The following is a 12,968-nucleotide window of genomic DNA, read 5'->3' as shown; positions in this document are numbered from 1 at the left end:
CCCCGCGCCCGCATTCGACTCAGCGGCTCGCCGAACTCAGTGCCGCTTGGCAGACGTTTGCGCCTCGTCCTTCTTCTTGCCGCCAATACGGCTTTCCTGGCCGGCCATCAGCTTGGCGATGTTGCTGCGATGGCGCCAGATCAGCAGTGAGCTCATGGCGACGATGGCCAGTGCGATGATGTTCGCGCCGAACAGGAAGCCGTCGAACAGCGGCGCGAATACTGCCGCCGCAAGCGCCGCAAGCGACGAATAGCGGGTGAAGAACGCGACGATCAACCAGGTCAGCAGGGTGGCAATGCCGAGCACCGGGTTGATGGCGAGCAGCACGCCCGCGGCCGTCGCGACACCCTTGCCGCCCTTGAAGCGGAAGAACACCGGATACAGGTGGCCGAGGAACACGGCAATCGAGGCTAGCGCAATCGCCGTATCGTCGAGGCCGTAGTGCGCGCCGAAGTGGCTGACGAGCCAGACGGCAAGCCAGCCCTTGAACGCGTCGCCGATCAGCGTGAGAATCGCGGCCGTCTTGTTGCCGCTTCTCAGAACATTGGTAGCGCCGGGATTCTTCGAGCCGTACGAGCGCGGGTCGGCCAGCCCCATCACGGAACTGACGATCACGGCAAACGACACCGAACCGATCAGATAGGCGACGACGGCGACGATCAGGTTTTGCATCTGGGGACTCTTATAGGTATCGGAAAGCGCAACAGGTGCATCAGGTACAACACGCACCCCACAGCACGAACGAAACGGCGAACATTCTACCGAACCGGCCCGCCACGGCCAGCCACTTTTGTAGAGGGTTGCCCAGAAAACGCCGGGGACCTCGGGTTTGCCCTCCCCCATTCGGCGGGCTTGGCGCAGCGACAGGCTTGCTGCCCCCTGGCAAACCCCGCCCTGCTTCAGGTTTATGTACCCGCGTCTGCCGAGCGGCGCCAGCAGCCAGCGCTCTCAGGCAGCTCAGTCCACGCTCGCGCATTGCACCGGTTTCGCCTCCAGCAACCCGGTGAGCACGGCCGGCGCGATGCTGACGAGGAACCCACGCCGCCCGCCATTCAGCCAGATATTCTCGAGTTCGAGAATACTCGACTCCACATACACCGGCATCGCCTTGCGGGTGCCGAATGGCGAGGTACCGCCGATCAGGTAGCCCGAATGCCGGTTCGCCACCTCGGGCTTGCACGGCTCGACACGCTTGGCGCCGATCTGCCGTGCGAGGTTCTTGGTGGAGACGGTGCGGTCGCCGTGCATCAGCACGATCAGCGGCTTGGCGTGCTCGTCTTCCATCACCAGCGTCTTGACGACCTGATGCTCGTCCACGCCGAGCTGACGCGCCGATTCCGCGGTGCCGCCGTGCTCGACATAATCGTAAGGATGCTCCCCGAAGGCGACCCCATGGCGGCGCAGAAACTGCGTTGCGGGGGTTTCGGAGACGTGTCTGGATTTGCTCATCGGCGCATTGTAATGGCGACTTCGCGCAACGGCTATTTGCCGAATGGCCAATTGTGCGCCCCTGGCGGCTGTGGCACGATCGTTCGAAAATCACCGTGCGCAGCGCGTGCGGGCACCCCAATGTTTCAGGGAGACAGCGTTGACCCACGACCCGCTTGCGCGCAGCGCCATCCACGTGCCTGATCTGCTCGCCGCGTTACCGCACCGTATTGCCGAGATTCCGGTGCTGGTCGCAACGCGCGATCCGCAGCATGTCGCGCTGATCGAAGACGCGCGCCGGCTGACGAGCGCACAACTGCTCGAGGCCGTGAACGCGACCGCGGCGCTGCTGCGCGAACGGGGTGTGCGCGGCGGTGACCGGGTGATGATCGTCGCGGAAAATAGCGTCGCGCAGGTCGTGCTGCTGTTCGCCACCGCGCAGCTCGACGCGTGGGCGCTGGTGTCGAATGCGCGCCTGTCCGCCGCCGAACTCGACGCGATCCGCGCGCACGCCCAGCCACGCCTCGTGGCCTATGCCGTCGAAAGCTCGCCCGACGCGCAGCAGCATGCGCAACGCCATGGCGCCGTGGCAGCGCCCGCGCTCACGCCGGATATCGGCGCGTGGGCTTACACCACGGACGCATCCGTCACAGCGGAGCCAGTCGAGCAGGCCAGCGAGCGCCAATGCGCCGCGCTGATCTACACCACCGGTACCACCGGCGCACCGAAAGGTGTGATGCTGTCGCACCGCAACCTGCTGTTTATCGCGGCGATTTCGAGCGGCCTGCGGCGTGTCGGCCCGGACGACGTGGTGTACGCCGTCCTGCCCATGTCGCACGTCTACGGCTTCGCCTCGGTGTGCCTCGGCAGCCTGTATGCGGGCGCCACTCTGCGGCTCGCACCGCGTTTCGCGCCGGAAGCGGTACGCCGCGCCCTCGCGGAAGAGCGTGTGTCGATTTTGCAAGGTGTCCCTGCCATGCACGCCAAGCTGCTCGAGCATCTGCAAAGCCACGGCCATGCGTGGTCCGCGCCGCATTTGCGCTTCGCCTATTCGGGCGGGTCGCCGCTCGACGCGGCGCTCAAGGCCCATGTCGAAAGCGTCTATGGCACGACGCTGCACAACGGCTATGGCATGACCGAGAGCAGCCCGACGGTCGCTCAAACCATGCTCGACGCGCCGCGCAGCGACTGCTCCGTCGGCCAGGCGATTCCGGGCATCGAGGTGCGCTTCGTGGGCGCCGAAGGCATGGAGGTCGCGCAAGGCGAGATTGGCGAGTTGTGGGTGCGTGGTCCGAACGTCATGCTCGGCTACTACCGCGATCCGGAGCAGACCCGCGCAACAGTCACCGGAGACGGCTGGCTCAAAACCGGCGATCTAGCGCGCCAGGACGCCGACGGCGCGTTGCATATCGCCGGGCGCAGCAAGGAGTTGATCATCCGCTCGGGCTTCAACGTCTATCCGGCGGAAGTCGAGCATGTGCTTAACGCTCACCCGGAGGTCGTGCAATCAGCGGTGATCGGACGCGCGGTCGAAGGCAACGAGGAAGTGATCGCCTTCGTCGAATTGAAGACCGGCGCCAAGGTCACGCCGGCTGAGTTGATCGCCTGGTGCGGTAAACGTCTCGCACCGTATAAGCGTCCCGCCGAGGTACGCCCGCTCGCAGCGCTGCCGGCTGCGTCAACTGGCAAGATCCTCAAGCACCGGTTGCGCGACTTGGTTTAAACGGAGAGACCCACGTGCAAGCCCGGACGCAGCCGCGCTTTCTCACCACGGCGGCCACCCGCTCTCAGCCACGCTCACCCGCGCGGGTGATGCGCCGCATGCAGCGACTTCAGCCGCTCCCGCGCGACGTGCGTATAGATCTGCGTAGTCGAAATATCCGTGTGACCCAGCAGCAGTTGCACCACGCGCAGATCCGCACCGTGATTTAACAAATGTGTGGCGAACGCGTGGCGCAAGGTATGCGGCGAGAGCGGCGCATGCACCTCGGCAGCCGCGGCGTGGCGCTTGATGATGTTCCAGAACTGCTGGCGCGTCATGCCTTCGGCGCGAGTGGTCACAAACAGCGCATCGGTCGCACGGGCACCCAGCAGCGCCGGACGCGCCTCGCGCAGATAGCGCTCGATCCACGCGTGCGCCTCCTCGCCGAACGGAATCAGGCGCTCCTTCGAACCCTTGCCCATCACCCGCACGACGCCTTCATTGAGGCCCACTTCAACGGTTTTCAGGGTGACCAGTTCGGTGACGCGCAGGCCGCTCGCGTACATCAGTTCGAGCATCGTGCGGTCGCGCAGGCCGAGCGGCGTGTCGATATCCGGCGCGCCGAGCAATGCTTCGACCTGGGCTTCGCTGAGCGTCGCCGGAAAGCGCGCCGGCTGTTTGGCCGAGCGAATACGCAGCGTCGGGTCCACCTGGGCACGATGCTCACGCACGGCCCACGCGTAGTAGCGCCGGAACACCGAGAGGCGCCGGTTCGACGAAGTCGACTTATCCTTCTGCCGCACCACGCTATACGCGGTGAGATCCGCTTCACTCGCCGTATCGAGCGAAGTATTGCGGCTCTGCGCAAGCCATTCGCAGAACAGACGCAAATCGCGCCGGTAAGCATCGAGCGTATTGCGCGACAGGCCGTGTTCGAGCCACAGCGCGTCGCAGAACGCATCGATCGAGGCGTTGCTCGCCACAACCAGCGGTGACACCGCGGGGGAATCAACAAGAATGGTGTCGCTCATGCGTAGGGCACGCCTTCGTGCGCCAGCAGCCAGCGCTTCACGTCACGGAAAAAATTCTCGCCCGCATGATGCGCGAAGCCGCCAATGCCGTTCGACGCCACCACGCGGTGACACGGAATCACCAGCGGGAAATAGTTCGAGCCGCACGCCTGACCGACCGCTCGCGGCACGCTGCCCACCTGCCTCGCGAGCTGTCCATAGGTCAGCACGACACCCGGCGGGATTTCGCTGATCGCCGCCCACACGCGCCGCTGAAACGCGGTGCCGACCGCAGCCAGCGGCAGGTCGAAGCCGGCCGAGGCGCGCTCGAGATAACGCTCGATCTGCTGCGCGGCCTCTTTGGCAAGCGGACTATCCGGTGCGACGTTGTCCACCGAATCCGGCAAATAGACGATCTCGCGCACTGTGTCGGCTTCGAGACGGATGCCGACCTTGCCGAACGGCGCGTCGATCACTGCGTTGAACATCATGTGCTGGCCCGATTTGCTTAACCAACCCGGACGCGGCCCGCTGCCGCACCGGTACCCCGCTACTGTACGCCGCCTGCTTGCCGGGCTTCAAGCTGCCGCCTCAAGCGCCCATTCGACGTGTTCGCGCACCAGCGCCGACGGATCGTCCAGGCGCCGGCGCAAAGCCTCGACAATCGCCGCACGCGCATCGCCGGCAAGGCTCGCCGGATCCGCTCGCAGTGCATTGCCCATGCCGACCGCGAGATTGCGCAGCCAGGATTCGTAGCCGATGCGCCGAATCGCGCTGCCCTGCATGCGCGTATCGAAATCGTCGGCACTCCAGTCGAATAGCTCGACCAGCGTCGCGCGATCGAGGCCATGCCGAACGTCGAAATCGGCAACCGGCGCCGCCTTGGCAAACTTGTTCCACGGACAGACGAGCTGGCAATCGTCGCAGCCATACACACGATTACCGATCAGCGGCCGCAAATCCAGCGGAATGCTGCCTTTCAGTTCGATGGTCAGATAGGAGATGCAACGGCGCGCGTCCACCTTGTAAGGCGCGACGATCGCGCCCGTCGGGCAGGCATCGATACAACGCGTACAACTGCCGCAATGCGCGCCCGGCGTTTCCGGGGCCTCGGCGGGCGCGGTCTCGGCGTCGGTCGGCAGCGGCACATCCACGTAGATTTCGCCGAGAAAGAACAGCGAGCCAGCGTCTCGTTGCAGCAACAGCGTGTGCTTGCCGCGCCAGCCGATGCCGGCTTTCTGCGCGAGCTCGACCTCGAGGACTGGGGCCGAATCAGTGAAGACGCGGTACCCGTAAGCGCCGATTTCCGCTTCGATTCGCTCGGCGAGCTGTTGCAGGCGGTTGCGCATCACCTTGTGATAGTCGCGGCCCCGCGCGTAGATCGAGACGACCGCGGCGGACGGGTCGGCAAGCCGCGCATGTTCGTCGGCACGCCAGTTGCGCGATTCCGGCTGCGCGCTTTCGCCCAGCTTTCCACCCTCCGCCTTAGCCGGAAAATGCGCCGGCAAATCAGCGGGCAAATAGGCCATCCGCGCGCTGATGACCCGTCGCGTGTGGGCCACAAGCTCTGCGGGGCGGGCGCGTTTCATCCCATGTTTGGCCATATAATCCATCTCGCCGTGGCAGCCCTCTTCAAGCCAAGCAGCGAGACCCGCCTCGGCAGCGGAGAGATCGGTGTCGCTGATACCGACCGCCCCGAAACCCAGTTCGCGGCCCCACGTTTTGATGCGCAGGGCAAGCGCCGCCAGCGCCGCCTCATCGAGGTGACGCGTGGCACGCGCAGCGTCATCGGACGCAGGCGTGCAGGAAACGGGGGACTCCAGACTTCGGTTCATCACGCCATTTTACGAGAATGCCCGACAACTCCGATCTCTCGATCCAACCATCCGCCGCCGTCCTGCTCGAGCGTCACTTTGCGCTCGCAGACGAAGCCGCCACCAACGCGTTCGGCGTGCGCTTCGCCGAAGCGATCGAGAGTGTGCGCCTCGCTGCGCACCGGGCAGCCAGCAGCAGCGCTACTTTCCAGGGCCTGCAGGTGCAATTGACCGGCGACCTCGGCGCCGGCAAAACCACCCTCGTGCGCGCCACGCTACGCGGCCTCGGACACACCGGACGCGTGCGCAGTCCTACCTATACGCTAGTCGAACCCTACGCGGTTGAAAGACCCGACGGGGAACTTGAGCTCTATCACTTCGATCTGTACCGTTTCACCGATCCGGCTGAATGGGCCGACGCCGGCTTTCGCGAGTACTTCGACAGCGGCGCAATTTGCCTCGTCGAATGGCCGCAACGCGCGGGCGGCCTGCTAGGCGTGCCGGATCTTGTTTTCTCGCTCGATGTCGACGGCGACGGCCGGCTGCTGATTGCCCGGGCGTTCAGCGAATCAGGAAAAGCATGTCTAGAAAGATGTTAATCAAACCATTTCGCTCGATCGAGTCCGCCGCTACCGCGTCACACAACTGGCGGCGCCGGCAGATTCTGCGCGCCGGCGCCTCGTCGCTCGTGCTCGGCCTCGTCGCGCCGCGCCTCGCGTGGGCAAGCTCGGTGCTCGGCGTGCGGGTCTGGCCGGCGCGCGACTACACGCGCGTGACGATCGAATCCGACCAGCCGCTGCAGAACACCCAGCAGTTGCTGCTCAATCCCGACCGGCTGGTGGTGGACCTGAGCGGCCTCGATCTCGACCAGGCGCTCAAGGACCTGGTCTCGAAGATCACGCCGAACGACCCGCAGATTCAGGCGGTGCGGGTTGGGCAGTATCAGCCGCATGTGGTGCGGATGGTGTTCGACCTGAAGGGTTCGGTGAAGCCACAGGTGTTCACGTTGCCGCCGGTCGGCTCGTACAAGTACCGGCTGGTGTTCGATCTATACCCTGCTGTCGCACCCGATCCGCTGATGGACCTGATCGCGCAGAGCGAGCGCAAGCAGCAGCGCCTCAATGAGAACAGCGCGCCGCCCACCACGCTGAGCGGCCCGGGCACCACACCGCCGATCGCCGACAACAGCGAGGCGTTCTTCGACCGTTACGCGCAAAACAGCGGCGGCGCGCCCGATATGCCGCATCCGTCAGTGCACACTGCGCCGGCTCCGATACCCGTTCCTGCGCCGCGTGTGCTCGCCCAGACGCCGACGCCGGCTCCCGCGCCCAGCAAACCCGTGGCGCCGCCCAGCGCGCTGGCCAACAACGGCAGCGGCGACGACAGCACCGACGACACCTATGCCTTCACCTCGCCGAAGTCCGGCAAGGGCAACACGGTGCGCCTGTTGACCGTGGCGATCGATCCGGGCCACGGTGGCGAAGACCCGGGGGCGATCGGCAGCGCGGGCACCTACGAGAAGCACATCGCGCTCGATATCGCCAAGAAGCTGCGTGCGAAGATCGATGCGCAGCCCAACATGCGTTCGATGATGACGCGCGACGACGACTTCTTCGTGCCGCTGAACGTGCGCGTGCAGAAAGCGCGGCGCGTCGGCGCGGATCTGTTCGTGTCGATCCACGCGGATGCGTTCACCACGCCGCTCGCACGCGGCTCGTCGGTGTTCGCGCTGTCGGAACACGGCGCCTCGAGCGCCGCGGCGCGCTGGATGGCGAACAAGGAAAACTCGTCGGACCAGATCGGCGGGATCAACATCAAATCGGATGACGCCGCAGTGAATCGCGCGCTGTTCGATATGTCGACCACCGCGCAGATCCGCGACTCGATGCGCTACGGCAACTTCGTGTTGAACGAGATCGGCGACATCAACAAGCTGCACAAGGGTTCGGTGGAACAGGCCGGGTTTGCCGTGCTGAAAGCACCGGATATTCCGTCGATCCTCGTCGAGACGGCGTTCATCAGCAACCCGGACGAAGAGCGGCGCCTGAACGACGACGCCTATCGCGACCAGATGGCCACGGCGATCATGAAGGGCATCAAACGGTATTTCGCGGCGAATCCGCCGCTGGCGAAAAACCGCATGACTTGAGGCGAAGTGCGCCTCTGAAGCAAAACGGCCGCTGCTTGCGGCCGTTTGTATTTGAGGGGAGCAGTTTGGCTTTAGGTCTTGCCTGAGGGCTTCAAGCGTTGAGCCAGTTCTCAATTCTCACGCCCGGGTAGGTGGCGAAATCCCGTTCGTTGTTGGTAACCAACACCACGTCCAGTGATAACGCATGCGCCGCAATCAGCTTGTCGAACTGGTCCTTCTTGCGCTCGCGGGTGGCTTCCCGAATCGGCCCATACGCGCTCGCCGCGGCGCTGTCGAACGGCTGCACCGGAATGTCTTCGATGAGGGCTGCGAGATTTCGCCGCTCACGCGCGCGGTTTGCTGAAACGGCCACGCCGAACTCCAGCTCGGCATACGTAATCGCTGACATCACCACGTCGCCGACGAAACACTCGGCAAAGCGCTCCGCGACCTGCTCGGGTTGGTTCTTCATCAGGTAGATGCACATGTTGGTGTCGAGCATGTAACGCGGCATTACATATCCTCGCGTTCGGTTTGCTCATGGTCACCGCGCCCATCTGCCATGAAATCCGGCCCGAATTTCGCGAATTTTTTCAGCACACCCGCGAGCGGACGTCGCATTGGGCGAATGCGCAGTTCGTCACCGACACGCTCGATCTCGACCTCGACATCGGTACGGTCGTAAGCCAGTTCCGCAGGGATGCGCACGGCCTGCGAATTGCCGTTTCTGAAGACTTTAGTCGTATGCATATTGAGCTCCCAACCACGGATGTACATGGATGTACTATAAACCTCGAAAACGACAATGTAACTACACGTGTGTACATATAGCGTCGACTCGGCGGAACCGGCCAACAGGGTGCAAGGGCATGCCAGGTCAACGGGCCGCGGCAAGGCACTCACCCAGGGAACCCATCCCCCAAACTGCACCATCCCCCGCACACCAGTAGAATGACCCCATCCTCCACGCACCGAGCCTGCCCCATGACCTCCTCGATCAAAGCAGTTCTCAAGCCCCACCTGCGCGACGTCGGCAACCTGACGGTGCGCCGCGTCCTGCCGGCGATGGCCGCGCGCCTGATCGGGCCATTCATCTTCTTCGATCACATGGGCCCGGCCACGCTCGCACCCGGCGTCGGCCTCGACGTGCGTCCGCATCCGCATATCGGCCTCGCCACCGTCACCTATCTGTTCGAAGGCGCGATCATGCATCGCGACAGCATCGGCTCGGAGCAGAAAATCGTCCCCGGCGACGTCAACTGGATGACCGCCGGCCGCGGCATTGTCCATTCGGAACGCACGCCCGACGCGGACCGCGCCACAGGCCAGACGATGCACGGCATCCAGACCTGGGTCGCGCTGCCGCTCGATCATGAAGACGTCGAGCCGTCCTTCGAGCATCACCCCGCCGCCACGCTTCCTGAGATCGAACGCAACGGCGTCACGCTGCGCGTGATCGCCGGCACGGCGTTCGGCCAGACCGCGCCGGTGACGACCTTCTCAGGCACGCTGTACGTGGCTGCCCACTTCACGCCGGGCAGCGCGTTCGCACTCGAACCGGAACACGAGGAACGCGGCGTCTATCTGGTGGAAGGCGATCTGGAGATCGACGGCACGCCGCTCGAAGCCGGTCAGATGGCCGTGCTGGCGCTCGACGAAACGGTCACGCTCGCCAGCAGCAACGGCGCCACCGTGATGGTGCTCGGCGGCGAGAAACTGGATGGCGAACGCTTTATCGAATGGAATTTCGTCGCCAGCTCGCGCGAGAAAATCGAGCAGGCCAAGCTCGCGTGGACCAATCAGGAAATGGGACACGTGCCCGGCGAAAGCGAGTGGATTCCGCTGCCGGAGCGCAAAGCACACTGAGGATGCTGGGCGTCTTGTGAGCACGCTGGGCGCATCGAGTCCCCCCGCACACGGTACGCCGCGAATGCGCCCCGAGCACATTGAACCGGCCGCATTCGCCCCCATCTACACGCACGAACCGTAATACCGACGAGGATGCAATGGAAACAACCCTGGCCACTTTCGAGAAAGATGTCATCACCGCCTCGACGCTCGCCCCCGTACTGGTCGACTTCTGGGCGCCGTGGTGCGGCCCATGCAAGACACTCGGTCCGATGCTGGAAAAACTCGAGGCCGAGTACGCCGGCAAGTGGCGGCTCGTGAAGGTGAATGTCGACGAGAACCAGGAACTGGCCGCGCACTTCCAGGTGCGCAGCATTCCGCACGTCATGGCGTTTGCCGATGGGCGGCCGGTCGACCAGTTCGTCGGCGTGCTGCCGGAAGGTCAATTGCGCGAGTTCCTCGACCGGCTGGTGCCGCAGGGCGCCGACGCCGCGCGCATCGAAGCGCAGACGGCTATCGCCGAGGGCCGCCGCGAAGACGCATACGACGCGCTCAAGGCCGCGCTCGCCTACGACCCGGGCTACGACGACGCCCGTCTCGATCTGATCGAGCTGCTGCTGGAAGACCACCGGATCGACGAGGCGCGCAATGAAGTCGACCTGCTGTCGCCGAAGACCACCCAAGGCATCGATGCCCGTTTCAACGCGATCAAGACGCGCCTCGACGCCGTGGACGCCGCGGCCGACCTGCCGCCCACCGACGCGCTGGAAGCCCGCGTGGCCGCCGAGCCGGGCGATCTCGAAGCGCGCTTCGACCTTGCCAGCGCCCTGATCGCGCGGCGCAACTACGCCGGCGCGCTCGAGCATCTGCTCGCCATCGTGCAGCGCGACCGCACCTTCCGCGACGACATCGGCCGCAAGACCATGTTGTCGGTGTTCGATCTGGCGGCACACCAACCGGAAATCGTCTCGCAGTGGCGGCGTAAGCTGAGCGCGGCGCTGTTCTGACCTGACCGCATGGTTTGACCTGGCGCCTGGATCGTCCCGCAGCGCCAGGTCAACCGCGCATCCAGCTCAAGCAGCCGCGCCCTGCCCCAGCGCACGCAGCACATGCGCCGCCGCGGCAAACCCGAAGCTCGCGGTCACGCATACGCTGGACCCAAATCCCGCGCAGTTCAGCCCGATCGGACCCGCCGTCGCGCTCGGCTGCGTCGCAACATCCCCTGCATCCTCATCTGCCCCGCTCGACACGGTTGCCGCTTCCGGGTAGATCAGCGGCTCGTCCGAATACACCGCACTCACCTTGAACTTCGCTTTCGGTCCGCGTGGAAAACCATGCTGCTTGCGTAATTGCGCGCGCACCTTCGACAGCAGCGGATCCTGAATCGTCAGCGCCAGATCGTCGATGCGGATGCGCGTCGGGTCGAGCTGGCCACCCGCGCCGCCCACGGTGATCAGCGGCTGGCCCTGCTCGACACACCACGCGATCAACGCGGTCTTGGTGCGCACGCTGTCGATCGCATCCACCACGTAATCGAAACCGCCGCCCAGTACCGCCGCAAAATTGTCCGGTTCGATGAAGTCCTCAACCTGCCGCACCTCGCACAGCGGATTGATCTGCCTGATCCGCTCGGCCATCGCCTCGACCTTCGGCTTGCCGTAGTTGCCGTCGAGCGCGTGGATCTGCCGGTTGGTGTTGCTTTCCGCTACGTTGTCCAGATCGATCAGCGTCAGCGAGCCCACCGCGCTACGCGCCAAGGCCTCGGCCACCCACGAGCCCACCCCGCCGATGCCGATCACCGCGACGCTGGCGCGCTCGAACGCCGCCAGCGCCGGCGCGCCGTACAGCCGGGCGATGCCGCCAAAACGCCGCGCGTGGTCGGCGCCTTCAAAGCCTCCGGGGCTGGTAGTAAGATCGGCAACATTGGAGGGCACGGCAGGGCTAGGCGTCGACATGGTTTGGGGCTCGTCGGGGACGGACATGAAAGCGAACAAAAAAGCGGTGAAATGAGCGCCGGAAAAAAGCGCTTAAGACAACGGACACAACAGCAAACCAGGCGGCAAAATAAGCAGCAAATTAAAAAGCAGGCAAAAGCTGTCGAAGCGCAAGCAAACGGTACTCAGAAACGAGAGACGTGAAACACGCGCATGCGCTAATCCGGTATTTTGCCTGATCGCGTCATCACCGACGCGCAAGCCCTGCGTCAACCTTGCCTGCAAGGCGCCGCGCGCTGCCGCGCTGCACGCAGGAAATTTGTTCCTTGGCTATACTGGCCTTACTGAACTGTAGCGTTCGCATAAGAACATGACCTCACTCGCCGAACTTCGAAAAAACTATTCGCTGGGTTCACTGGACGTCGCAGATGCCGACCCGAACCCGTTTCGTCAATTCGAAACGTGGTTTGCCCAGGCCGTCGAAGCGAAACTGCCCGAGCCGAATACCATGACGCTGGCTACGGTCGACTCGCGCGGCCGGCCGTCGGCCCGAATCGTGCTCATCAAGGGCGTCGACGAACGCGGCTTCGTGTTCTTCACCAATTACGAAAGCCGCAAGGGCCGCGAACTCACGAACAATCCGCACGCGAGCCTGTTGTTCTACTGGATCGAACTGGAGCGCCAGGTGCGCATCGAAGGCACGGTCGTGAAAACGAGCCAGGCCGAAAGCGACCAGTACTTCCAGTCGCGCCCGCTCGGTTCGCGCATCGGTGCGTGGGCGTCGGAGCAAAGTCAGGTAATTGAAAGCCGTGCGGTGCTCGAAGCTCGCGAGAGGGCAATCAGCGCGCAATACGGCGAGCATCCGCCGCGGCCGCCGCACTGGGGCGGCTACCGGCTGGTTCCGGACGCCATAGAATTCTGGCAAGGCAGGCCGTCGCGTCTTCACGACCGCCTGCTCTACACACGCGAGGCGCAAGGCGGCAACTGGCAGATCGCCCGGCTTTCGCCCTGAAACCATATCAACGCCGGCGCGCCCGATCTGCCGTAGAAGCAGCGCGCGCATCGGCAGGATTGCGCGGCCATCGAGGCTTGGGAGTGACGCCA

General features: G+C 64.5%; 14 protein-coding genes. 6 read left to right on the top strand and 8 right to left on the bottom strand.

The features are described from left to right. Positions 1–36: 36 nt before the first annotated feature. Positions 37–672, bottom strand: a complete 636-nt coding sequence (gene plsY, locus BLQ92_RS14480; protein ID WP_090685177.1) for a glycerol-3-phosphate 1-O-acyltransferase PlsY — start codon at positions 670–672, stop codon at positions 37–39. 285 nt (positions 673–957) lie between these two features. After that, entirely contained in the window at positions 958–1,449 is a 492-nt protein-coding gene (ybaK, locus tag BLQ92_RS14475; protein WP_090685176.1) for a Cys-tRNA(Pro) deacylase, read from the bottom strand. Positions 1,450–1,492: 43 nt separating this feature from the next. Here ybaK and BLQ92_RS14470 point away from each other — a divergent pair, with 43 nt between their 5' ends. Further along, positions 1,493–3,151: a class I adenylate-forming enzyme family protein gene (locus tag BLQ92_RS14470; RefSeq protein ID WP_090685175.1), complete on the top strand. Its 1,659-nt coding sequence runs from the start codon at positions 1,493–1,495 to the stop codon at positions 3,149–3,151. Positions 3,152–3,225: 74 nt separating this feature from the next. On the opposite strand, the gene xerD is transcribed toward BLQ92_RS14470, so the two are convergent. The 3 genes from xerD to queG all read right to left on the bottom strand — a co-directional run bounded on the left by xerD (position 3,226) and on the right by queG (position 5,975). Beyond that, positions 3,226–4,161 (bottom strand): site-specific tyrosine recombinase XerD, encoded by a 936-nt coding sequence (gene xerD, locus BLQ92_RS14465; RefSeq protein ID WP_090685174.1) that lies wholly within the window; start codon positions 4,159–4,161, stop codon positions 3,226–3,228. Next, positions 4,158–4,628 (bottom strand): methylated-DNA--[protein]-cysteine S-methyltransferase, encoded by a 471-nt coding sequence (locus tag BLQ92_RS14460; RefSeq protein ID WP_090685290.1) that lies wholly within the window; start codon positions 4,626–4,628, stop codon positions 4,158–4,160. The genes xerD and BLQ92_RS14460 overlap by 4 nt, the downstream gene beginning before the upstream one ends. Positions 4,629–4,718: 90 nt before the next feature. Continuing rightward, on the bottom strand, positions 4,719–5,975 hold the full coding sequence (queG, locus tag BLQ92_RS14455) for a tRNA epoxyqueuosine(34) reductase QueG (RefSeq protein WP_090685173.1): 1,257 nt from the start codon (positions 5,973–5,975) through the stop codon (positions 4,719–4,721). 17 nt (positions 5,976–5,992) lie between these two features. Here queG and tsaE point away from each other — a divergent pair, with 17 nt between their 5' ends. Further along, on the top strand, positions 5,993–6,553 hold the full coding sequence (gene tsaE / locus BLQ92_RS14450; protein ID WP_090685171.1) for a tRNA (adenosine(37)-N6)-threonylcarbamoyltransferase complex ATPase subunit type 1 TsaE: 561 nt from the start codon (positions 5,993–5,995) through the stop codon (positions 6,551–6,553). Next, the gene (locus BLQ92_RS14445; protein WP_090685170.1) at positions 6,535–8,103 is read left to right on the top strand and encodes an N-acetylmuramoyl-L-alanine amidase; all 1,569 of its coding nucleotides are present in this window, start codon (positions 6,535–6,537) and stop codon (positions 8,101–8,103) included. The genes tsaE and BLQ92_RS14445 overlap by 19 nt, the downstream gene beginning before the upstream one ends. A gap of 91 nt (positions 8,104–8,194) precedes the next feature. Here BLQ92_RS14445 and BLQ92_RS14440 read toward each other — a convergent pair whose 3' ends face one another. Together BLQ92_RS14440 and BLQ92_RS14435 are read right to left on the bottom strand one after the other, a co-directional pair. Continuing rightward, entirely contained in the window at positions 8,195–8,596 is a 402-nt protein-coding gene (locus tag BLQ92_RS14440; protein WP_090685169.1) for a type II toxin-antitoxin system VapC family toxin, read from the bottom strand. Then, complete coding sequence (locus BLQ92_RS14435) at positions 8,596–8,832, bottom strand: antitoxin (protein ID WP_090685288.1); 237 nt, start codon at positions 8,830–8,832, stop codon at positions 8,596–8,598. Before BLQ92_RS14435 ends, BLQ92_RS14440 begins: the two co-directional genes overlap by 1 nt. A gap of 234 nt (positions 8,833–9,066) precedes the next feature. Here BLQ92_RS14435 and BLQ92_RS14430 point away from each other — a divergent pair, with 234 nt between their 5' ends. After that, positions 9,067–9,948, top strand: coding sequence for a pirin family protein (locus tag BLQ92_RS14430; RefSeq protein WP_090685167.1), 882 nt, complete (start codon positions 9,067–9,069; stop codon positions 9,946–9,948). A 140-nt stretch (positions 9,949–10,088) separates the two neighbouring features. Then, positions 10,089–10,937 (top strand): thioredoxin, encoded by an 849-nt coding sequence (gene trxA, locus BLQ92_RS14425; RefSeq protein ID WP_090685166.1) that lies wholly within the window; start codon positions 10,089–10,091, stop codon positions 10,935–10,937. Positions 10,938–11,003: 66 nt separating this feature from the next. Here trxA and tcdA read toward each other — a convergent pair whose 3' ends face one another. Beyond that, complete coding sequence (gene tcdA / locus BLQ92_RS14420; protein WP_090685165.1) at positions 11,004–11,885, bottom strand: tRNA cyclic N6-threonylcarbamoyladenosine(37) synthase TcdA; 882 nt, start codon at positions 11,883–11,885, stop codon at positions 11,004–11,006. A 349-nt stretch (positions 11,886–12,234) separates the two neighbouring features. Here tcdA and pdxH point away from each other — a divergent pair, with 349 nt between their 5' ends. Continuing rightward, positions 12,235–12,876 carry a pyridoxamine 5'-phosphate oxidase gene (gene pdxH / locus BLQ92_RS14415; RefSeq protein WP_090685164.1) on the top strand — a complete coding sequence of 214 codons (642 nt, stop codon included), beginning with the start codon at positions 12,235–12,237 and terminating at the stop codon, positions 12,874–12,876. Positions 12,877–12,968: the final 92 nt, after the last annotated feature.

The sequence above is a fragment of the Paraburkholderia phenazinium genome (assembly GCF_900100735.1).
Classification (GTDB): domain Bacteria; phylum Pseudomonadota; class Gammaproteobacteria; order Burkholderiales; family Burkholderiaceae; genus Paraburkholderia; species Paraburkholderia phenazinia.
This window is presented reverse-complemented; position numbering and strand designations above follow the sequence as displayed.